At 72.0% G+C, this 21,006-nt stretch carries 17 protein-coding genes; 13 read left to right on the top strand and 4 right to left on the bottom strand.

Annotation, left to right across the window (positions count from 1 at the left end; all coding sequences use genetic code 11):
* Positions 1-139: 139 nt before the first annotated feature.
* The 6 genes from OHB09_RS07725 (at position 140) to OHB09_RS07700 (ending at position 6,565) form a co-directional block, all read left to right on the top strand.
* Entirely contained in the window at positions 140-718 is a 579-nt protein-coding gene (locus OHB09_RS07725) for a TerD family protein (RefSeq protein ID WP_006143466.1), read from the top strand.
* A 65-nt stretch (positions 719-783) separates the two neighbouring features.
* A complete protein-coding gene (locus tag OHB09_RS07720; protein WP_093595716.1) occupies positions 784-2,733 on the top strand; it encodes a TerD family protein in 1,950 nt (649 codons plus the stop codon).
* 291 nt (positions 2,734-3,024) lie between these two features.
* Positions 3,025-4,038 carry a TerC family protein gene (locus OHB09_RS07715; RefSeq protein WP_191852832.1) on the top strand — a complete coding sequence of 338 codons (1,014 nt, stop codon included), beginning with the start codon at positions 3,025-3,027 and terminating at the stop codon, positions 4,036-4,038.
* A 64-nt stretch (positions 4,039-4,102) separates the two neighbouring features.
* A complete protein-coding gene (locus OHB09_RS07710; protein WP_006143463.1) occupies positions 4,103-5,203 on the top strand; it encodes a calcium:proton antiporter in 1,101 nt (366 codons plus the stop codon).
* Between the two features lie 137 nt (positions 5,204-5,340).
* Positions 5,341-5,814 carry a type II 3-dehydroquinate dehydratase gene (gene aroQ / locus OHB09_RS07705; protein WP_006143462.1) on the top strand — a complete coding sequence of 158 codons (474 nt, stop codon included), beginning with the start codon at positions 5,341-5,343 and terminating at the stop codon, positions 5,812-5,814.
* Between the two features lie 214 nt (positions 5,815-6,028).
* Positions 6,029-6,565 carry an EF-hand domain-containing protein gene (locus OHB09_RS07700; RefSeq protein ID WP_006143461.1) on the top strand — a complete coding sequence of 179 codons (537 nt, stop codon included), beginning with the start codon at positions 6,029-6,031 and terminating at the stop codon, positions 6,563-6,565.
* Positions 6,566-6,870: 305 nt separating this feature from the next.
* On the opposite strand, the gene OHB09_RS07695 is transcribed toward OHB09_RS07700, so the two are convergent.
* Together OHB09_RS07695 and OHB09_RS07690 are read right to left on the bottom strand one after the other, a co-directional pair.
* Positions 6,871-7,527: an MBL fold metallo-hydrolase gene (locus tag OHB09_RS07695; RefSeq protein WP_319118532.1), complete on the bottom strand. Its 657-nt coding sequence runs from the start codon at positions 7,525-7,527 to the stop codon at positions 6,871-6,873.
* Positions 7,528-7,557: 30 nt separating this feature from the next.
* Entirely contained in the window at positions 7,558-8,244 is a 687-nt protein-coding gene (locus OHB09_RS07690) for a maleylpyruvate isomerase family mycothiol-dependent enzyme (protein ID WP_191852794.1), read from the bottom strand.
* A 222-nt stretch (positions 8,245-8,466) separates the two neighbouring features.
* Between OHB09_RS07690 and uvrA the strand changes: the two genes are divergently transcribed.
* On the top strand, positions 8,467-11,400 hold the full coding sequence (gene uvrA / locus OHB09_RS07685; protein WP_006143457.1) for an excinuclease ABC subunit UvrA: 2,934 nt from the start codon (positions 8,467-8,469) through the stop codon (positions 11,398-11,400).
* A 133-nt stretch (positions 11,401-11,533) separates the two neighbouring features.
* Here the strand turns inward: uvrA and OHB09_RS07680 are convergent, their stop codons facing one another.
* Positions 11,534-12,457 (bottom strand): carbohydrate kinase family protein, encoded by a 924-nt coding sequence (locus OHB09_RS07680; protein ID WP_328921761.1) that lies wholly within the window; start codon positions 12,455-12,457, stop codon positions 11,534-11,536.
* 326 nt (positions 12,458-12,783) lie between these two features.
* On the opposite strand from OHB09_RS07680, the gene OHB09_RS07675 reads away from it, so the two are divergent.
* Complete coding sequence (locus OHB09_RS07675) at positions 12,784-13,224, top strand: Rieske (2Fe-2S) protein (RefSeq protein ID WP_006143455.1); 441 nt, start codon at positions 12,784-12,786, stop codon at positions 13,222-13,224.
* A gap of 97 nt (positions 13,225-13,321) precedes the next feature.
* On the opposite strand, the gene OHB09_RS07670 is transcribed toward OHB09_RS07675, so the two are convergent.
* Positions 13,322-14,263: a hypothetical protein gene (locus OHB09_RS07670; RefSeq protein ID WP_006143454.1), complete on the bottom strand. Its 942-nt coding sequence runs from the start codon at positions 14,261-14,263 to the stop codon at positions 13,322-13,324.
* A gap of 287 nt (positions 14,264-14,550) precedes the next feature.
* Here OHB09_RS07670 and uvrC point away from each other — a divergent pair, with 287 nt between their 5' ends.
* The 5 genes from uvrC (at position 14,551) to gap (ending at position 20,979) form a co-directional block, all read left to right on the top strand.
* Positions 14,551-16,596, top strand: coding sequence for an excinuclease ABC subunit UvrC (gene uvrC, locus OHB09_RS07665; protein ID WP_191852791.1), 2,046 nt, complete (start codon positions 14,551-14,553; stop codon positions 16,594-16,596).
* Entirely contained in the window at positions 16,593-17,666 is a 1,074-nt protein-coding gene (rapZ, locus tag OHB09_RS07660; protein ID WP_328921760.1) for an RNase adapter RapZ, read from the top strand. Before uvrC ends, rapZ begins: the two co-directional genes overlap by 4 nt.
* Positions 17,663-18,754: a gluconeogenesis factor YvcK family protein gene (locus tag OHB09_RS07655; RefSeq protein WP_328921759.1), complete on the top strand. Its 1,092-nt coding sequence runs from the start codon at positions 17,663-17,665 to the stop codon at positions 18,752-18,754. Before rapZ ends, OHB09_RS07655 begins: the two co-directional genes overlap by 4 nt.
* A complete protein-coding gene (gene whiA, locus OHB09_RS07650) occupies positions 18,745-19,734 on the top strand; it encodes a DNA-binding protein WhiA (RefSeq protein WP_006143450.1) in 990 nt (329 codons plus the stop codon). The genes OHB09_RS07655 and whiA overlap by 10 nt, the downstream gene beginning before the upstream one ends.
* Before the next feature lie 234 nt (positions 19,735-19,968).
* Entirely contained in the window at positions 19,969-20,979 is a 1,011-nt protein-coding gene (gene gap, locus OHB09_RS07645; protein ID WP_006143449.1) for a type I glyceraldehyde-3-phosphate dehydrogenase, read from the top strand.
* The last annotated feature ends 27 nt before the right edge of the window (positions 20,980-21,006 follow it).

The raw sequence follows: 21,006 nt of genomic DNA, 5'->3' as shown, positions 1-21,006 counted from the left end.
GCACGGTGTGCACGCACTGTGTTGCAAGACCGACACAAAGCTCCCGCCGAGGCTCGGCACTGTCGCTGCCGCTGCGTAAAGTGCTGGTCATCCGTGGACTTCCACGGCAACAGGGGACATTGCGAGAGGGGAACAGCGCGTGACCGTCAACATGACCAAGGGTCAGGCCATCAGTCTGCAGAAGAGCGACGGGGGCACGCTGACCGCGGTACGCATGGGGCTCGGCTGGCAGGCGGCGCCCCGGCGCGGACTGTTCGGCACGCGCACCCGTGAGATCGACCTCGACGCCTCCGCGGTGCTCTTCGCGGACAAGCAGCCGGTCGACGTGGTGTTCTTCCGCCACCTCGTGAGCGACGACGGCTCCGTCCGGCACACCGGCGACAACCTCGTCGGCGGCGCCGGCCAGGGCGGCGACGACGAGGCCATCCTCGTCGACCTGCAGCGGGTGCCGGTCCACATCGACCAGATCGTCTTCACCGTCAACTCCTTCACGGGGCAGACGTTCCAGGAGGTGCAGAACGCGTTCTGCCGCCTGGTCGACGAGACCAACGGGCAGGAACTGGCCCGCTACACCCTCGCGGGCGGCGGGGCGTACACCGCGCAGATCATGGCGAAGGTGCACCGTACCGGCTCCGGCTGGTCGATGACGGCCCTCGGCACCCCGGCCAACGGGCGGACCTTCCAGGACCTGATGCCGACGATCCTGCCGCACCTGTAACCGGCCGCGGCACGACAGCAGGCAGAACAGCACACGCAGGACAGCACGCAGGGGGGCGAACGGCGATGACGGCCGAGCTGGTCCGGGGACAGAACCATCCACTGCCCGGGGCCCGACTGGAGATCCGGATCTCGGCCGGCAAGCCGATCGTGGCGGGCGCGGTGCTGAGCGACGCACAGGGCCGCACACCCGGCCCCGCCTGGGTGGCCCACCCCGGCACACCCGCCCTGCCCGGCCTCGAGGTCTCCCAGCAGGTCGCGGCCGACCACCGGCTCGCCGTCGACCTGGCGGCGCTGCCCGAGGACGCCCACCGCCTCTCGGTGCTGCTCGCACTGCCGACGGGCACCGGCGGACCGGCCCGCTTCGGCGCCCTCCCGGCGCCCTACGTCGCGGTGACCGCGCCGGACGGCTCCGAGATCGCCAACTACACCGTCACCGGACTGGACAGCGAGTCCGCGGTGGTCGTCCTGGAGCTCTACCGCAGACAGGACGCCTGGAAGGTGCGCGCGGTCGGCCAGGGCTACGCGGGCGGGCTCGCCGCGCTCTTCGCCGACCTCCTCGCCGGCCGGGACGCCGCCGAGGCACGGCGGCTCGCGGACGAGGTGGCCGACGCGGTGACGCGGGGACTCTCCCGCTCCGTGGCGCCGCCACGCGTCACCTCCGACGGCTCCGCCGCCCAGGGGGGACGGCCCGCCACGCAACCGGGCCGGCCGACGCCGTCCCAGGAACCCGCCGACACCACCGGCGACACCGGCACGGGGAGCCCGCGGCCACTGCCGGACGCGGGCGGCGGCCCCGTCGACTACACACACCCCGCCCGGCGGCGCACCGCGCCTCCGCCGCCCCCACCCTCCGCACCTCCGGCCCCGCCGGGACGGCCGGCGGCGCCGGTCGCGGGGGACGCGACCGGCTGGTCCATGGAGGAACGGCTCTACAACCAGGTGTGGGGCATGTTCGAGGACCTGGCCCGGACGGCGGCCGCCTACCGCAGCGCCGTCGACTTCGCCGACCAGCGCCGGGAACGGGAACTGGACGCGGCCCTCGCCGACCCCCGCGCCCGCCTCGGCGGCCAGGGCGAAGCGGCCCGGGAGGCGGCCCGCGCACGGTACGCGGACCTCGTGGAACAGGCCAGGGCGGTGCTCGACCGGGACCTCGCCCAGCTCCGGGCGGAGTCCGAGGTCGTGGAACCCGCGCTGCCCCCGGCGTTCGCCCGCTGGGACAGTCCCGTCTGGCAGGACTTCCGGGTCCCGATGGAGATGCCGATGGCGTTGCGCCTGGGAGATCTCCATCTGCCGGAGTGCGGGGACGTCCGGATACCCATGCTGGTCCGGCTGCCCCTGGAGCGCGGCATGTGGATCGACAGCGGGCGCGCCCCCGGGGGTGTGGGCATGCTCGTCGATCCCGAGGAGGTGCGCCGGCTCGCCCTCGACACGGCGGTGACGCATGCCGCGCGGCTGCTCGCCGCCTATCCGGCGGGTGAGTTCGCCGTCCACGTGATCGACCCGGCGGGTTCCGGGGCCGAGGCGTTCGCGCCCCTGGTCGAGGCCGGTGTGCTCGCCGCTCCGCCGGGCGCGGGCCCGGCCGCGGTCGCCCAGGTCCTGGGGGCGCTCACTCAGCGGGTCGACCTGCTGCAGATGGCGTTCCGCGGCGGTGCCCCCGACGCGTTGCCCCCGGACCTCGACACGGCCGAGCAACTGCTCGTCGTCAACGACTTCCCCCACGGTTTCGACGACCGCGCGGTGACCCAGCTGCGCTATCTCGCGGACGAGGGGCCGGCGGTGGGCGTCCATCTGATGCTGGTCGCCGACCGTGAGGACGCCGCCGGGTACGGGCCGCTCCTGGACCCGCTGTGGCGGGCGCTGCTGCGGCTCACCCCGGTGCCCGACGACCATCTCGCGGACCCGTGGGTCGGACACGCCTGGACCTACGAGCCGCCCGGCGCCCCGCTCGGGAGCCGGGTGCTCGCGCAGGTGCTGGAACGCGTCGCCACGGCCCGCCGCGAGTGGAACCGCTGAGATGTTCCGCTCTCCGACGACTTCTGTCAAGCAACGGTAAAGCCGCCACCACCTGCGTGTTTGGCTGTTTCTTTACTTCTCGCTTTACCTTTCCTTGGTGATTCGGGTACTCTCGTCCGTACGGAGGGGAGTACTCCCCGTCTGCGCGACGCACCCGTCAATACGGACCGGCCAACGGATCCCGGGGCGTCGGCCCGTGCGCCGGACGCGCCCTCGCGTTCCGGGCGACACGGGTGGAAGAGACCTCCGGTGACACGACCGACAACGCCGTGACATACGACCGGAGGCATCGTGGACGTATCCGTGACCCTGTGGGTTCTCACGATCGTGGGCCTGGCCGCCCTCATCGCCGTCGACTTCCTCATCGGGCGAAAACCGCACGAGGTGTCCCTCAAGGAGGCCGGCGTCTGGACGATCGTGTGGATCGTCCTGGCCGCGCTGTTCGGGCTCGGCCTGCTCGTCTTCGGCGGCGGCGAGCCCTCGGGCGAGTTCTTCGCCGGCTTCATCACCGAGAAGTCGCTCAGCGTCGACAACCTCTTCGTCTTCGTCCTGATCATGGCGAAGTTCTCGGTGCCCTCGAAGTACCAGCAGCGTGTGCTCCTGGTCGGCGTCCTCATCGCCCTGCTGCTGCGGGCGGCCTTCATCGCCGCGGGCGCCGCCATCCTCGCCAGCTTCGCCTGGGTCTTCTACCTCTTCGGGGCCTTCCTCATCTGGACGGCCTGGAAGCTGATCCAGGAGGCGCGGGCCGACCACGAGGACGAGGAGTTCGAGGAGAACAAACTGCTCAAGGCCGTCGAGCGCAGGTTCGGGGTCGCCGACCGCTACCACGGCACCAAGCTGTGGATACGGCAGAACGGCAAGCGGGTCATGACCCCGATGCTCGTCGTCATGCTGGCGATCGGCACGACGGACGTGCTGTTCGCGCTCGACTCGATCCCGGCGATCTTCGGCCTGACCCAGGACCCGTACATCGTCTTCACCGCCAACGCCTTCGCCCTGATGGGGCTCAGGCAGCTGTACTTCCTCATCGGCGGACTGCTGAGGAAGCTGGTCCATCTCTCCTACGGTCTGTCCGTCATCCTCGGCTTCATCGGAGTGAAGCTGGTCCTGCACGCGCTGCACGAGTCCGGGGTGCACGTGCCCGAGATCTCCATACCGGTCTCGCTCGGTGTGATCTGCGGCGTCCTGATCGTCACCACGATCACCAGCCTCATGGCCTCGCGGAAACAGGAGACCGCCGCGGCGGCCGAGGCCGGGACCGGGACCGGGAACGGGGAAGCCGACCGGAACAGCGTGGACGTGTGACGGTGCCGGCAAGGGAGCATCGGCCGGACATGCGTGCCTCGTACGACTCTGCGACGATCGCGTCATGATCGTTCGGTACGGGCGCACCGTCACCCGGTGGACGACCGTCGTGCCCCTGCTGGCGGTCGTCCTGCTGGTCCTCACCTGGAAACGCGAGCTGCCCGGGCCGGTCGTCGCAGTGGTGACCCTGGTGCTGGCCGGGGCGGTCCTGGCCGCGGTCCACCACGCCGAGGTGGTCGCGCACCGGGTGGGCGAGCCCTTCGGTTCCCTGGTGCTCGCCGTCGCCGTCACGGTCATCGAGGTCGCCCTCATCGTCACCCTCATGGCGGACGGCGGCGACAAGAGCGCCACGCTCGCCCGGGACACCGTCTTCGCGGCGGTGATGATCACCTGCAACGGCGTGGTCGGCCTGAGCCTCCTCGTCGGCTCGCTGCGGCACGGCACGGCGGTCTTCAACCCGGAGGGCACCGGCGCCGCGCTCGCCACCGTGGCGACGCTGGCCACCCTCAGCCTCGTGCTGCCGACCTTCACCACGAGCAAGCGCGGCCCCGAGTTCTCCACCCCCCAGCTCGTCTTCGCCGCGGTCTCCTCGCTGATCCTCTACGCGCTGTTCGTGACCACCCAGACCGTGCGCCACCGGGAGTACTTCCTCCCCATCACCCGGCAGGGAGAGGTGATCCGGGCCGAGGACCACGCCTCGCGGCCGTCCGTGCGGGAGTCCTGGATCAGCCTGACCCTGCTCGGTGCCGCGCTGGTGGGGGTGGTCGGCCTGGCCAAAGGGGTGTCGCCCACCCTGGAGTCCGGGGTGGCGGCCGCCGGACTGCCGCAGGCCGTCGTCGGCGTGGCGATCGCCCTGCTCGTACTGCTGCCCGAGACCATCGCCGCGCTGCGTCAGGCCCGCCGCGACCGCGTGCAGACCAGCCTGAACCTCGCCCTCGGCTCCGCCATGGCCAGCATCGGCCTCACCATCCCCGCCGTGGCCGCGGCCTCCGTCTGGCTCGCCGGACCCCTGGAACTGGGACTGGCCCCGCTGCACATGGTGCTCCTCCTGCTCACGGTCGTCGTCAGCTCCCTGACCGTGGTCCCGGGCCGCGCCACGCCTCTTCAGGGCGGCGTCCACCTGGTCCTCTTCGCCGCCTACCTGGAGCTCGCGATCAACCCCTGAGCCGTGACCGCCGCCGCGCTGACCGGTCCGCCCGGGAGCCCCGGGAGCGGAGCACCGTCCCCCGGCACGCCGTGATAGACCGGGGTCGAGCGGCGGTCCGGACGGGCCGCCGACAGTTCCCAAGGACCGGAGGTACCGTGCCGCGCACCCTCGCCAGCGCCCCGATCATGATTCTCAACGGGCCCAACCTCAATCTCCTGGGGCAGCGGCAGCCGGAGATCTACGGCCGGGACACCCTCGCCGACATCGAGGCGCTCTGCGTCAAGGCCGCGGCCGCGCACGGGGGCACGGTGGACTTCCGGCAGTCCAACCACGAGGGGGAACTCGTGGACTGGATCCAGGAGGCGCGCCTGCACCACGCCGGCATCGTGATCAACCCCGCCGCCTACTCGCACACCTCGGTCGCCGTCCTCGACGCCCTGAACACCTGCGACGGGCTGCCGGTCGTGGAGGTCCACCTCTCCAACATCCACCGGCGCGAGGAGTTCCGGCACCACTCCTACGTCTCCCTGCGCGCCGACGCGGTCATCGCCGGGTGCGGGGCGCAGGGGTACGCCTTCGCGGTGGAGCGGGTCGCGGCACTGGCGGCGGAGGGCCGCGCGGCCACCTGAGCGGCTCCTCCAAAACGCCCGCGCCGCCCCCTCGTGGGGCGGCGTTCTCCATGGGCGTGCCGTTCATGCGCGCCGCCGCGAATTCCCTCCCTTCGTGTGCACGTGCCCGGCTTTCTCCGCCAGGGCCCCCGTGGGGACCGGACAGTGGGTGGTGCCGCCGGGGCCGAATCCGGCGGCGTCCTGCCGAACAGCGCCCACACAGAGGTGACACACCATGCCCACGACCAAGGCGAACGACCGCGTCGCACTTGTCTTCTCCCTCTTCGACGCCGACGGCAACGGCGTCCTGGAACCGGAGGACTTCGCGCTGATGGGGGAGCGGGTCACCGCGGCGGTGCCCGAGGCCGGCGACCGCGCGAAGAGCAGGATGCTCGACGCCTTCCGCGGCTACTGGGACACGCTGGTCCGCGAACTGGACGCCGACGGCGACGGCCGGATCAGCCCCGAGGAGTTCACCGCGATCGTGCTCGACCCCCAGCGCTTCGAGCCCACGGTCGACGAGTTCGCGGAGGCCCTGGCCGCCATGGGCGACCCGAACGGCGACGGCTTCGTGGAGCGCCCCCACTTCACCGCGCTGATGACGGCCATCGGCTTCCGCCGCGCCAACATCGACGCCCTGTTCGAGGCCTTCGGGCCGGTCGAGGGCGACCGCGTCCCCGTGGCCGTCTGGGCGGACGGCATCCGGGACTACTACCGCCCGGAGAAGGACGGCATCCCCGGCGACCACCTCGTCGCGGGCGCGACCCGATGACCCCTGCGGGCGTCCCCGGAGCGGGAACCCCGTTACGCACCGCGAAACCCGTCATCGGTCTCGCGATCGGGCGGGGTACCGGACCCGAGGGCGCGGACGTCTTCGAGCGCGTGCTCGGCGCGCTGACCGCACGGCTCCCGGACGGCGTGGCGGTCGAGCGCTCCTCCGCCTCTCCCACTCGTACGTCTCGCTCCGCGGCGAAGGGGACACGGCGAGGATCCGTGCGCTGACCGCCGAGGACGCCGACCACTACTCGGCCCCCCGGGCGGATGTTCGAGGGGCCGCCGGCTGATCCGCGGTCCGGGTCACCAGCCTCGTGCGCGCCACTCCGGAAGGTGGGGCCGTTCCGTGCCGAGGGTGGTGTCGTTGCCGTGGCCGGGATAGACCCACGTCTCGTCCGGGAGCACGTCGAAGATCTTGGTCTCGACGTCGTGGACCAGGCTCGCGAAGGCCTTCGGGTCCTTGCGGGTGTTGCCCAACCCGCCCGGGAAGAGGCAGTCCCCGGTGAAGACGTGCGGATGCCCGTGCGGGTCGTCGTAGACGAGGACGATCGAACCCGGGGTGTGCCCGACCAGGTGGCGTGCGGTGAGCGTCACGCGGCCCACGCGGATCGTGTCGCCGTCGTCGACGGGCACGTCCGTGGGGACCGGGATGCCCTCGGCGTCCTCCCGGCCGGCGTACGTGCGCGCGCCCGTGGCCGCGACGACCTCGGCGAGTGCCTGCCAGTGGTCGCCGTGCCGGTGCGTGGTGACGACGGAGGCGATGCCGTCGTCACCGATCGTGCCGAGCAGGGTGTGGGCGTCGTTCGCGGCGTCGATCAGGAGCTGTTCGTCGGTGGCCCGGCAGCGCAGCAGATAGGCGTTGTTGTCCATGGGGCCGACCGCGATCTTGGTGATCATCAGGTCCTGCAGCTCGTGCACATCGGCCGGACCGCCGACCCTCACCGCTCCGCTGTACGTCATGACCGCCAGCCTATAGCGGCGTGCCGGGCGTCACAGCGGGGGCAGGACGGGCAGGCCGGCCCCCTCCACGCCCAGCGCTGCGCCGTCGCGGCGGCCGGAGAGCCAGCCGAGCAGATCCGCCGGGCGGCCCGTCACGGTGATCTCGGGGGCGCCGGCGACCCGCCCCGTGGTCCACGCGCGCGTGCCGTCCGTCAGACGCGTGGCCGGCACCTCGGGGTTGCCGGTGAAGCGCTCGGCCAGGAAGGCGGTCTCGCGCGCGGTGAACTCCGGCGGCAGGTCCTCCAGCTCGTGGCCGATGCCGAGGTCGACGTGGTGCAGCGCGACCTCGATCCAGCGCCGGAACGGGACCCGGGCCGCAGCGTCGGTGACCCTGTTGCGCAGTTCCACCGTGCGCGACCAGTCGGTGATCCCGTCCGCCGCGCGTGCGAAGCGGTCCGCGCTCTCCCGCACGTCGGCGAGGTGCACGTCCAGCGGGCGCGGGGCGTCCCTCTCGATGTCGGCGTCACGGGCCTTCGCCGAGGTGTACATCGGGCGCCCCTGGAGCACGTTGACAAGGGCGTCGGCGTTGCGGGCGAGATGGGCGAGGACGTGACCTCGGGTCCAGCCCGGCAGCCGTGACGGTTCCGTCACAGCGGCGTTGTCCAGTGCGGCGGCTGCGCTCAGCAGCCGGTCGGTCGCGTCACGGAGAGAGGCCAGGTCGCGGGCGTGATCCATCATGCCGCCGACCCTAGCCCCGCCACTCCTTCGGGTGAAGGTGGCTCACTCCGCCCGGAAATCGAATGTACGTGCTATAAGCTCGACCGTGGCGTCGGGCATGCTGGATGGTCCGGGGTTGTTACGGAGCACAGAATCCGACCGGCGTTGTCAGTGGCTCCCCCTAGTCTGGAAATGACGGGGGCCCCGCCCCTGTCACTTCCCTCAAGAAAGGTGCGGACCGGCGTGGCCGACCGTCTCATCGTCCGTGGCGCGCGTGAGCACAACCTGAAGAACGTCTCGCTCGACCTGCCCAGGGACTCGCTCATCGTCTTCACGGGCCTGTCGGGTTCGGGCAAGTCCTCGCTTGCCTTCGACACCATCTTCGCCGAGGGGCAGCGGCGTTACGTCGAGTCGCTGTCCTCCTACGCGCGGCAGTTCCTCGGCCAGATGGACAAGCCGGACGTCGACTTCATCGAGGGCCTCTCCCCGGCCGTCTCCATCGACCAGAAGTCGACCTCCCGCAACCCGCGCTCCACGGTCGGCACCATCACGGAGGTCTACGACTACCTCCGGCTGCTCTTCGCGCGCATCGGCAAGCCGCACTGCCCCGAGTGCGGCCGGCCCATCTCCCGCCAGTCGCCCCAGGCCATCGTCGACCGGGTGCTCGAACTGCCGGAGGGCAGCCGTTTCCAGGTGCTCTCGCCGCTGGTGCGCGAGCGCAAGGGCGAGTTCGTCGACCTCTTCGCCGACCTGCAGACCAAGGGCTACTCCCGCGCCCGTGTGGACGGCGAGACGATCCAGCTCTCCAGCCCGCCCACGCTGAAGAAGCAGGAGAAGCACACCATCGAGGTGGTCGTCGACCGCCTCACCGTCAAGGACAGTGCCAAGCGCCGCCTCACGGACTCCGTCGAGACCGCCCTCGGCCTGTCCGGCGGCATGGTCGTGCTCGACTTCGTCGACCTCCCCGAGGACGACCCCGAGCGCGAGCGCATGTTCTCCGAGCACCTCTACTGCCCGTACGACGACCTGTCCTTCGAGGAGCTCGAGCCCCGCTCCTTCTCCTTCAACTCGCCCTTCGGCGCCTGCCCCGAGTGCACCGGCATCGGCACGCGCATGGAGGTCGACCCCGAGCTGATCGTCCCCGACCCGGACAAGTCGCTCGACGAGGGCGCGATCCACCCCTGGTCGCACGGACACACCAAGGACTACTTCGACCGCCAGATCCACGCCCTCGCAAACGCCCTCGGCTTCCGCACGGACATCCCGTTCGCGGGACTGCCGCAGCGCGCCCGCAAGGCCCTGCTGTACGGCCACAAGACGCAGATCGAGATCCGCTACCGCAACAGGTACGGCCGCGAGCGCGTCTACATGGCCTCCTTCGAGGGCGCGGTCAACTTCGTCAAGCGGCGGCACGGCGAGGCCGAGAGCGACACGAGCCGCGAGCGCTTCGAGGGCTACATGCGCGAGGTGCCCTGCCCGACCTGTGAAGGCACCCGGCTCAAGCCGGTCGTCCTCGCGGTCACGGTCATGGGCCGGTCCATCGCCGAGGTCTCCGCGATGTCGATCAGCGACTGCGCCGACTTCCTCGGCGAGCTGAAGCTCGAGGCCCGGGACAAGAAGATCGCCGAGCGCGTCCTCAAGGAGGTCAACGAGCGGCTGCGGTTCCTGGTCGACGTCGGCCTGGACTACCTCTCGCTCAACCGCGCGGCCGGCACGCTCTCCGGCGGCGAGGCCCAGCGCATCCGGCTGGCCACCCAGATCGGCTCCGGACTCGTCGGCGTGCTCTACGTCCTGGACGAGCCGTCCATCGGGCTGCACCAGCGCGACAACCACCGGCTGATCGAGACCCTCGTGCGGCTGCGCGACATGGGCAACACGCTCATCGTCGTCGAGCACGACGAGGACACCATCAAGGTCGCCGACTGGATCGTGGACATCGGCCCCGGCGCGGGCGAGCACGGCGGCAAGGTCGTGCACAGCGGCTCCGTCAAGGAACTGCTCGACAACGAGGAGTCGCAGACCGGGCAGTACCTCTCGGGCCGCAAGGCCATTCCGCTGCCCGAGGTCCGCCGGCCGATCGACCCCTCCCGCCGGCTCACCGTGCACGGCGCCCGGGAGAACAACCTCCAGGACATCGACGTCTCGTTCCCGCTCGGCGTCTTCACCGCCGTCACCGGTGTCTCCGGATCCGGCAAGTCCACGCTGGTCAACGACATCCTGTACACCCACCTGGCCCGCGAGCTGAACGGCGCGCGCAACGTCCCCGGACGGCACACGAGGGTCGAGGGCGACGACCTCGTCGACAAGGTGGTGCACGTCGACCAGTCGCCCATCGGCCGCACCCCGCGCTCCAATCCGGCCACGTACACCGGCGTCTTCGACCACGTGCGCAAGCTGTTCGCGGAGACCACCGAGGCGAAGGTGCGCGGCTATCTGCCGGGCCGCTTCTCCTTCAACGTCAAGGGCGGCCGCTGCGAGAACTGCTCGGGCGACGGCACGATCAAGATCGAGATGAACTTCCTCCCGGACGTCTACGTCCCGTGCGAGGTCTGCCACGGCGCCCGGTACAACCGGGAGACGCTGGAGGTCCACTACAAGGGCAAGTCCATCGCCGACGTCCTGAACATGCCGATCGAGGAGGCCCGCCACTTCTTCGAGGCGGTCCCGGCGATCTCGCGCTACCTGAAGACGCTGACCGAGGTCGGACTCGGCTACGTCCGGCTCGGCCAGGCCGCCACCACGCTGTCCGGCGGTGAGGCCCAGCGCGTCAAGCTCGCCAGCGAGCTGCAGCGCCGCTCCACCGGGCGGACGGTGTACGTCCTGGACGAGCCGACCACCGGCCTGCACTTCGAGGACATCAGCAAGCTCCTCAAGGTGCTCGAAGGACTGGTCGAGAAGGGCAACACGGTCATCGTCATCGAGCACAACCTCGATGTCATCAAGACCGCCGACTGGCTCGTCGACATGGGCCCCGAGGGCGGCGCGGGCGGCGGACTCGTCGTCGCCGAGGGCACCCCGGAGCAGGTCGCGGGCGTCCCGGCCAGCCACACCGGCAAGTTCCTGCGGGAGATCCTCTCGCCGGAGCGGATCAGCGACGCGGCGGCGCCGGTGAAGAAGCCCGCGAAGAAGGCGGCCAAGAAGACCACGGCCCGCAGGAAGACGGCGGCGAAGGGCTGACCGGCCGAGGGCCCGGACAGGTTCGCAGGTCCCGGCCGGCCGGGACCCTCGCCCGGCCGGCCGGACCCTTGGGCCGGGTCAGGGCCGCCCCTCGCGCGGCCCGGACCGCCCTGTCACGCCCCGGTCGGCGCCGTCACGCGCCGGTCAGTTCCGCGGCGTACGGTGGTTCCGCGCCCGCGCGGGAGCAGGTGACGGCCGCCGCGCGGGCCGCGAAGCGGAGCAGCCGCTGCCAGCCTTCGGGGCCGAGCCCCGTGAGCGCGGCCGCGGACAGCGCGTCACGGGCGGCGAGGCCGTGCAGCAAGGCCGCGTTGACCGTGTCACCGGCACCGATCGTGTCCACCACGTCCACCTTCTCGCCCGGGGCCACGTACACGGAGTCCACCCCGCCGGGCTCCCGGACGAAGGCGGTCAGCCCGTCCCCGCCGTGGGTGACCACGACGGCGGCGGGACCGGCCTCCAGCCACTCGCGGGGCGTACCGCCCAGCCACTCGGCGTCCTCCGCGGACAGCTTCAGCAGCGTCACCGACGGCAGCCAGCTCCGGAAGCGGGCCCGGTAGGCGTCCGGGTCCGCGATCAGTCCCGTGCGGACATTGGGGTCGAGCGTGGTGAACAGACCACGCCCCGAGGCCTCCCGCAGCAGTTCCTCGTAGGTGCTCGCGCCCGGCTCCAGCACCAGGGAACAGGTGCCGAAGGACACGGCCCGGGTGCCCTCGGGCAGCCCCTGCGGCACCGTGAACAACCGGTCGGCGGTCCCCTCGACGTAGAAGGAGTACGCCGCCGAGCCGCCCTCGTCGAGCGTGGCGACCGCCAGTGACGTCGGCTCGGGGCCGCGCTGGACGGCGGAGACGTCCACCCCGGACTTCCGCAGCCGTTCGAGCAGGGCCTCGCCGAAGGGGTCGCGCGAGACCCGGGAGCAGAAGGCGGTGGGGGAGCCGAGGCGGCCGAGCGCCACGGCGGTGTTGTACGGGCCGCCACCGAGCGCCGGAGTGAGCGCCGCGAGCGCCCCGGCGCCCTGCGGTACCAGATCGATCAGTGCCTCACCGGCGACGACGATCACGAAAGGGGTCCCTTCTCGGGCCGGCTGGGATACGGGGCGCGAAGGTATCCGATGCGGACCGCGCACGTAAACAGCGGTACGGGGCACCGGACCGGTACGGGCGCGTGCCGGGGAAACCGGGCCGCCGACCGGACCGAAACGGGCGGCTCCCGCCACGAAACGGACGGACGCGCTCAGGATCGAGCGCCGGCCGGTGACCGGGGGAGTCGGTGTCCGGAACCCGGCTCCCGGTGGCCGGATACGGGCGGAATGCTCCGTGCCGGTATCGTCGGCACCCGCACCACGGCCCGCACCAGCAGGGCCCGCACCACGACGAGGAGAGCCCTGTGGAGACCGTCCCGACCGGCAGCCCGACGACCGCCCGGCGCCGCACCGTGCTGCGCGGAGCGGCGCTCGCTCCCGTGGCCGGCCTCGGGCTCGCGGCCTGCTCGACCGGCGAGGGCGGCAAGGCCCCCGCCACGCCCACCGCGCCGGTGGACCTGGGCGCCGAGAGCGAGGTCCCCGAGGGCGGCGCGAAGCTCTACCGGGACGCGAACGTGGTGGTCAGCAGGTCGGGCGACGGCGCGCTGAAGGCGTTCAGCTCGATCTGCACGCACGCCGGGTGCGCCATCAACAAGCTGTCCGGCACCACCCTCACCTGCCCCTGCCACGGCAGTGAGTTCGACGCCACGACCGGCAAGGTGCTCCAGGCCCCGGCCACCGAGCCGCTGCACGCCCTGCCCGTCGAGGCGAAGGGCGGCAGGATCGTCGCGGGCCCGAAGGCCTGAGCGACCTGCCACGAGGCCGGCCCCCCGCGGCGCGGGCCCCCGGGCCCCGGGACACCGCCCCCTGCACCGCCCCCGCACCGGCGCCCCCCGGCGCCCGTCACTCCCAGTCCCAGGCGATCCCCACGATCCCCGAGCGCACCCGCTGCTCGACGAGGTGCACCGACCGGTGCTCCCGGCTCAGCCGCAGCTCCTGGCGCCCGCCGCGCGGCGCCGCGGTCGAGTGCTGGCTGAACCGGTGGCAGCGCACCGGCAGCGCCGCGCCGTCGAACCGCACCTGCAGCGCGTACTGGCCGCCCGCGCCCCGGAAGCCCCGTACGTACTCGCGGCTGGGGCCCGCCGTGCCGTCCTCGAACCCGTAGCGGAACAGGAACGTGTCCCCGGCGCGCAGCCGCATGTCGAAGAGGAGTTCGGCCACCACCATCCCCGTCCCGTCGTGCCGCAGCACGCGCCCCGTGCGGCAGTTCTCCAGCGCGCGCACCACGACGTGCTCCGGGACGGAGCCAGGGTCGCCGTGGTGGACGGCGAGGAAGCGGTCCACCCCGTCCCGGTGGGCGCGCACGATGTGCTGGGAGTCCCGCCCCAGCAGCTCCCGGCGCCCCCCGATCCGCACGTACTCGTGGTGACCGATGCTGTGCAGGCCGCCGTCGCGCGGGGCGTCGAGCTCGGCGAGCAGTTCCTCCAGCACGCCCGACGCCTCCATCAGGGAGCGATAGGAGCGGCCCGCCGTCCGGCCCGGCTCCTCCTCGGCCGAGGCGAGCAGCCGGATCAGGGACTCCTCGGGGAGGTGGAGTATCTCCTCCAGCGCGCGCACCGCACGCAGCGACTCGGGGCGCTGGGGGCGGCGTGCGCCCTGCTGCCAATAGCTGAGACTCGTCACCCCGACTTTGACCCCGTGCCGCGACAGATGGTGCTGGACGCGTTGCAGCGGCAGCCCGCGCGCGGTGATCGCGGCGCGCAGGGCGACATGGAAGGGGCCGCGGCGCAGTGCCGTCTCCAACTCCGCGGTGCCGGGATCCGCGTGCTGTGTGCCATGCGGCATGCAGGGGGCCTTTCTCTTCGGTGCGCGACGGCTGGTCGGACCGCGCGCGGGGGCCGGGCGCGGTGACGGGCGCGGGGCGCCGGGGCACCGAGGGGGAACGCCGTCTTCCGGACCCGGGGGTTTCCCCGCATTGAAGCGTGTTGACCATGTAAGGACAACAAGAGTGCGCAAGCCGGTCGCCCCCCGCCGGGAACCTGGCCGGGGCCCGACCCCCGCGCGGGTTCCCGGCCTGGGGCGGCCTGGCGCACGAGGACCGGCTGTCGGTGCCCGCCAGTAGGGTGTGTGACATGGCCGATCCCTCCAGCTACCGCCCCAGGCCGGGCCAGATCCCGGACTCCCCGGGCGTGTACCGCTTCCGCGACGAGCACCGCCGGGTGATCTACGTCGGGAAGGCCAAGAGCCTGCGCCAGCGCCTGGCCAACTACTTCCAGGACCTGGCGAACCTCCACCCGCGCACGCGCTCCATGGTCACCACCGCCGCGTCCGTGGAGTGGACGGTGGTGTCCACTGAGGTGGAGGCGCTGCAGCTGGAGTACTCCTGGATCAAGGAGTACGACCCCCGCTTCAACGTCAAGTACCGCGACGACAAGAGCTACCCCTATCTCGCGGTCACGATGAACGAGGAGTTCCCGCGCGTGCAGGTGATGCGCGGTCACAAGAAGAAGGGCGTGCGCTACTTCGGCCCCTACGCGCACGCGTGGGCGATCCGCGACACCGTCGACCTGCTGCTGCGCGTCTTCCCCGTGCGCACCTGCTCCGCCGGGGTGTTCAAGAACGCAGCCCGCACCGGCCGCCCCTGCCTGCTCGGCTACATCGGCAAGTGCTCGGCGCCCTGCGTGGAGCGGATCTCCGCCGAGGACCACCGGGAACTGGCCGAGGAGTTCTGCGACTTCATGACCGGCCGCACGGGCACCTACATCCGCCGTCTGGAGGCGCGGATGGCGGAGGCGGCCGAGGACATGGAGTACGAGCGGGCCGCCCGGCTGCGCGACGACATCGGGGCCCTGAAGAAGGCCATGGAGAAGAACGCGGTCGTGCTCGCCGACGCGACCGACGCCGACCTCGTCGCGGTCGCGGAGGACGAGCTGGAGGCCGCCGTCCAGATCTTCCACGTGCGCGGCGGCCGGGTCCGCGGCCAGCGCGGCTGGGTCACCGACAAGGTGGAGGACATCACCACGGGCGCCCTCGTCGAGCACGCCCTGCAGCAGCTCTACGGCGAGGAGACGGGCGACTCGGTGCCCAAGGAGGTCCTCGTCCCCGCGCTGCCCGAGCCCGTGGAACCCGTCCAGGAATGGCTCACCACCCGCCGGGGCGCCCACGTCTCCCTGCGCGTCCCGCAGCGCGGCGACAAGAAGTCGCTGATGGAGACGGTGCAGCGCAATGCCCAGCAGGCGCTCGTGCTGCACAAGACCAAGCGCGCCTCCGACCTCACCACCCGCTCACGCGCCCTGGAGGAGATCGCCGAGGCCCTCGGCCTGGACAGCGCCCCGCTGCGCATCGAGTGCTACGACATCTCCCACCTCCAGGGCGAGGACGTCGTGGCCTCCATGGTCGTCTTCGAGGACGGGCTGCAGCGCAAGAGCGAGTACCGGCGCTTCCAGATCCGCGGCTTCGAGGGCCAGGACGACGTCCGGTCGATGCACGAGGTGCTCGGCCGCCGCTTCCGGCGCTACCTCGCCGACAAGGAGAAGACGGGGGAGTGGTCCGACGGCGAGGCCGCGCTCACCGAGGAGGACGGCCGGCCCAAGCGGTTCGCGTACCCGCCGCAGCTCGTCGTGGTCGACGGCGGTCAGCCCCAGGTCGCGGCCGCCCAGCGGGCGCTGGACGAACTCGGCATCGACGACATCGCCGTGTGCGGACTGGCCAAGCGGCTGGAGGAGGTCTGGCTGCCCGGCGAGGACGACCCGGTGGTGCTGCCCCGCACCAGCGAGGGCCTCTACCTCCTCCAGCGCATCCGGGACGAGGCCCACCGCTTCGCGATCACCTACCAGCGGACCAAGCGGGCCAAGCGCCTGCGCTCCGGCCCGCTGGACGACGTCCCCGGTCTCGGCGAGACGCGCAAGCAGGCACTGATCAAGCACTTCGGCTCGGTCAAGCGGCTGCGCGCCGCCACCCTGGACCAGATACAGGAGGTTCCGGGCATCGGCCGCAAGACCGCCGAGACCATCGCCGTCGCCCTCGCCCGCTCGGCCCCGGCCGCGCCCGCCGTGAACACCGCGACGGGAGAGATCATTGAAGAGGAGGAGCCCGCCGGCCCGGCCGGGACGGCGGATCCCCCTCAGGAGCCCGTGTCCGCGGGCACCTCGCAGGAACGACGGGGGCAGGAGACATGACCGAGCACAGCGCCGACCGACCGGAGGGCATCCCGCCCGAGGACATCACGGCCGAGGGCACCAGCCGCGGCGGAAGGCAGGACAATGGCCAGGGGGCCGCTCAGGAGACCCCCGTGCCACGCGCCCCAGGGCGCGGCACACCCCACGACGACGGAGCACAGGTGAGTACGGGCAGCGACACGGCCGGGACGCCCGGGGCGCCCGAGACGGCCATCCCCGAGCTGGTGATCATCTCCGGCATGTCCGGAGCCGGCCGCTCCACGGCGGCCAAGTGTCTGGAGGACCTCGGCTGGTTCGTCGTCGACAACCTGCCGCCCGCGCTCATCCCCACCATGGTGGAGCTGGGCGCCCGCTCCCAGGGCAACGTGGCGCGCATCGCCGTCGTGGTCGACGTGCGCGGCCGCCGCTTCTTCGACAACCTCCGCGAATCCCTCGCCGACCTCGAGGCCCGGCACGTCACCCGGCGCATCGTCTTCCTGGAGTCCTCCGACGAGGCCCTGGTGCGCCGCTTCGAGTCGGTGCGCCGCCCGCACCCCCTCCAGGGCGACGGCCGCATCGTCGACGGCATCGCCGCCGAACGCGAACTGCTGCGCGAACTGCGCGGCGACGCCGACCTGGTGATCGACACCTCCAGCCTGAACGTGCACGAGCTGCGCGCCAAGATGGACGCCCAGTTCGCCGGCGAGGAGGAGCCCGAGCTGCGGGCCACCGTCATGTCCTTCGGCTTCAAGTACGGCCTCCCCGTCGACGCCGACCTGGTCGTGGACATGCGGTTCCTGCCCAACCCGCACTGGGTCCCGGAACTGCGTCCCTTCACCGGCCTCAACGAGGAGGTCGCCGCCTACGTCTTCAACCAGCCCGGTGCCAAGGAGTTCCTCGACCGCTACGCCGAGCTGCTCCGCCTGGTCGCCGCCGGCTACCGGCGCGAGGGCAAGCGCTACGTGACGATCGCGGTCGGCTGCACCGGCGGCAAGCACCGCTCGGTCGCCATGTCGGAGAAGCTCGCCGCCCGCCTCGCGGCCGAGGGCGTGGAGACGGTCGTCGTCCACCGGGACATGGGGCGCGAGTGACCGGACGCACGCCGCGGCTGGGACGGCTGCGCCGGGCGGTGCCCGAGAGCCGCGGCGGCCGGCCGGCCGAGGGCCGCCCGGCCCGGCCCGCCGAGGCGCGCGGCGGCAAGCCGCGCCGCCGGGGCGCCCAGCCCAAGGTGGTCGCCCTCGGCGGCGGCATGGGGCTGTCCGCCTCGCTCGCCGCGCTGCGCCGCATCACCGGGGACCTCACGGCCGTCGTCACCGTCGCCGACGACGGCGGCTCCAGCGGACGCCTCCGCGACGAACTGGGTGTGCTGCCGCCCGGGGACCTGCGCAAGGCGCTGGCCGCGCTGTGCGGCGACGACGACTGGGGCCAGACCTGGGCCCGCGTCATCCAGCACCGTTTCCAGTCCCAGGGCGACCTGCACGAACACGCGGTCGGCAACCTGCTGATCGTCGCCCTGTGGGAACAGCTCGGCGACCACGTCCAGGCCCTGGACCTGGTCGGCCGGCTGCTCGGCGCGCACGGCAGGGTGCTGCCCATGTCCGCCGTGCCGCTGGAACTCCAGGCGCTGGTCAGGGGCCACGATCCGGCACGGCCGGACGACGTGGACACCGTCCGCGGCCAGGCCACCGTCGCGCTCACCCCGGGCGAGGTGCAGTCCGTCCACCTGGTGCCGAACGACCCGCCGGCCGTCCCCGAGGCGGTCGAGGCGGTCCTCGACGCCGACTGGGTGGTGCTCGGCCCGGGCTCCTGGTTCTCCTCCGTCATCCCGCACCTGCTGGTGCCCCAACTGCTCGACGCGCTGACGTCCACGAAGGCCCGCCGGGTCCTCTCGCTGAACCTCGTCCCGCAGCCCGGAGAAACCGAGGGCTTCTCCCCGCAGCGTCATTTGGAGGTTTTGGCACGACACGCCCCTAAACTCGCCCTGGACGTGGTGCTGGCCGACGAGGCCGCCGTGCCCGACCGCGAGGTGCTCACCGATGCCGCACAGCGGTTCGGTGCCGCGGTCGAGCTGGCGCCGGTGGCCCGGACCGACGGCACTCCGCGGCACGACCCGGAGCTGTTGGCCGCCGCGTACGACCGTATTTTTCGGATGCATGGAAGGATCGGCCCATGGCGATGACGGCAGCGGTGAAGGACGAGATCTCCCGGCTACCCGTCACCCGGACCTGCTGCAGAAAGGCGGAGGTCTCGGCGATCCTGCGGTTCGCGGGCGGACTGCACCTGGTCAGCGGCCGCATCGTGATCGAGGCGGAGCTGGACACCGCGATGGCGGCCCGCCGCCTCAAGCGGGACATCCTGGAGATCTTCGGCCACGGTTCCGAACTGATCGTGATGGCACCCGGCGGGCTGCGCCGCGGCTCGCGCTACGTGGTCCGGGTGGTCGCCGGCGGTGACCAGCTCGCCCGCCAGACCGGCCTGGTCGACGGCCGCGGCCGCCCGATCCGCGGCCTGCCGCCGCAGGTGGTCTCGGGGGCCACCTGCGACGCCGAGGCCGCCTGGCGCGGGGCCTTCCTCGCCCACGGGTCGCTCACCGAGCCGGGCCGCTCCTCCTCCCTGGAGGTCACCTGCCCCGGCCCGGAGGCCGCGCTCGCCCTGGTCGGCGCCGCCCGCCGGCTCTCCATCGCCGCCAAGGCCCGCGAGGTGCGCGGCGTGGACCGGGTCGTGGTCCGCGACGGCGACGCGATCGGCGCGCTGCTCACCCGGCTCGGCGCGCACGAGTCGGTGCTCGCCTGGGAGGAGCGCCGGATGCGGCGCGAGGTCCGGGCCACCGCCAACCGGCTCGCCAACTTCGACGACGCCAACCTGCGCCGCTCGGCCCGCGCGGCCGTCGCCGCCGGCGCCCGCGTGCAGCGCGCCCTGGAGATCCTCGCGGACGACGTCCCCGAGCACCTCGCCGCCGCCGGCCGGCTGCGCATGGAGCACAAGCAGGCCTCCCTGGAGGAACTCGGCGCGCTCGCCGACCCGCCGCTCACCAAGGACGCGGTGGCAGGCCGCATCCGCCGGCTGCTCGCCATGGCCGACAAGCGCGCCTCCGACCTCGGCATCCCCGGCACGGAGTCCAATCTGACGGAGGAGATGGCGGACAACCTCGTGGGCTGAGAAGGCCGCCGCGGGCCTGTCCGCCGGGCCGCCGCGCCGCCCCCTCCGGACGGTCCGGGCGGCCGGTGGTTCCGGATGATCCACCCCCTACTTGCCGGTAAGGTCCGCCTCGCGGCATACCGGGCGTCTCAATGTCACCCGGGAGGCCCCGGGGAGGTAGGGTCGTAGGCGGTCGGGGACATCCCATACAGCTCGCCGGCGTCGAACCCGGCGTACCAACGAGGAGATCGGTTCGTGACGATCCGCGTAGGCATCAACGGCTTTGGCCGCATCGGTCGTAACTACTTCCGCGCGCTGCTGGAGCAGGGTGCAGACATCGAGATCGTGGCTGTCAACGACCTGGGTGACACCGCGACCACCGCTCACCTGCTGAAGTACGACACCATCCTCGGCCGTCTCAAGGCCGAGGTGTCGCACACCGAGGACACCATCACCGTCGACGGGAAGACCATCAAGGTCCTCTCGGAGCGCAACCCCGCCGACATCCCGTGGGGTGAGCTCGGCGTCGACATCGTGATCGAGTCGACCGGCATCTTCACCAAGAAGGCGGACGCCGAGAAGCACATCGCCGGCGGCGCCAAGAAGGTCCTCATCTCGGCTCCGGCCAAGGACGAGGACATCACCATCGTGATGGGCGTCAACCAGGACAAGTACGACGCCGCCAACCACCACGTCATCTCCAACGCCTCCTGCACCACCAACTGCGTGGCGCCGATGGCGAAGGTGCTCGACGAGAACTTCGGCATCGTCAAGGGCCTGATGACGACGGTGCACGCGTACACCAACGACCAGCGGATCCTGGACTTCCCGCACAAGGACCTGCGCCGCGCCCGTGCCGCCGCGGAGAACATCATCCCGACCACCACGGGTGCCGCCAAGGCCACCGCGCTGGTCCTGCCGCAGCTCAAGGGCAAGCTCGACGGCATCGCGATGCGCGTCCCGGTGCCCACCGGCTCGGCCACCGACCTGGTCGTGGAGCTGCAGCGCGAGGTCACCAAGGACGAGGTCAACGCCGCGTTCAAGAAGGCCGCCGACGACGGCGACCTCAAGGGCTTCCTGTTCTACACCGAGGACGCGATCGTCTCCTCGGACATCGTGGGCGACCCGGCCTCCTGCACCTTCGACTCCTCCCTGACCATGGTCCAGGAGGGCAAGACGGTGAAGATCCTCGGCTGGTACGACAACGAGTGGGGCTACTCCAACCGCCTCGTCGACCTCACGGTCTTCGTCGGCAACCAGCTCTGACCGACCGGAGCAGACAGCTCGATGCGC

The organism is Streptomyces griseoaurantiacus (assembly GCF_036189845.1).
In the GTDB taxonomy this organism is placed as follows: domain Bacteria; phylum Actinomycetota; class Actinomycetes; order Streptomycetales; family Streptomycetaceae; genus Streptomyces; species Streptomyces griseoaurantiacus.
Note: the sequence above shows the minus strand (reverse complement) of the source record. Positions and strands in the feature narration are given on the sequence as shown.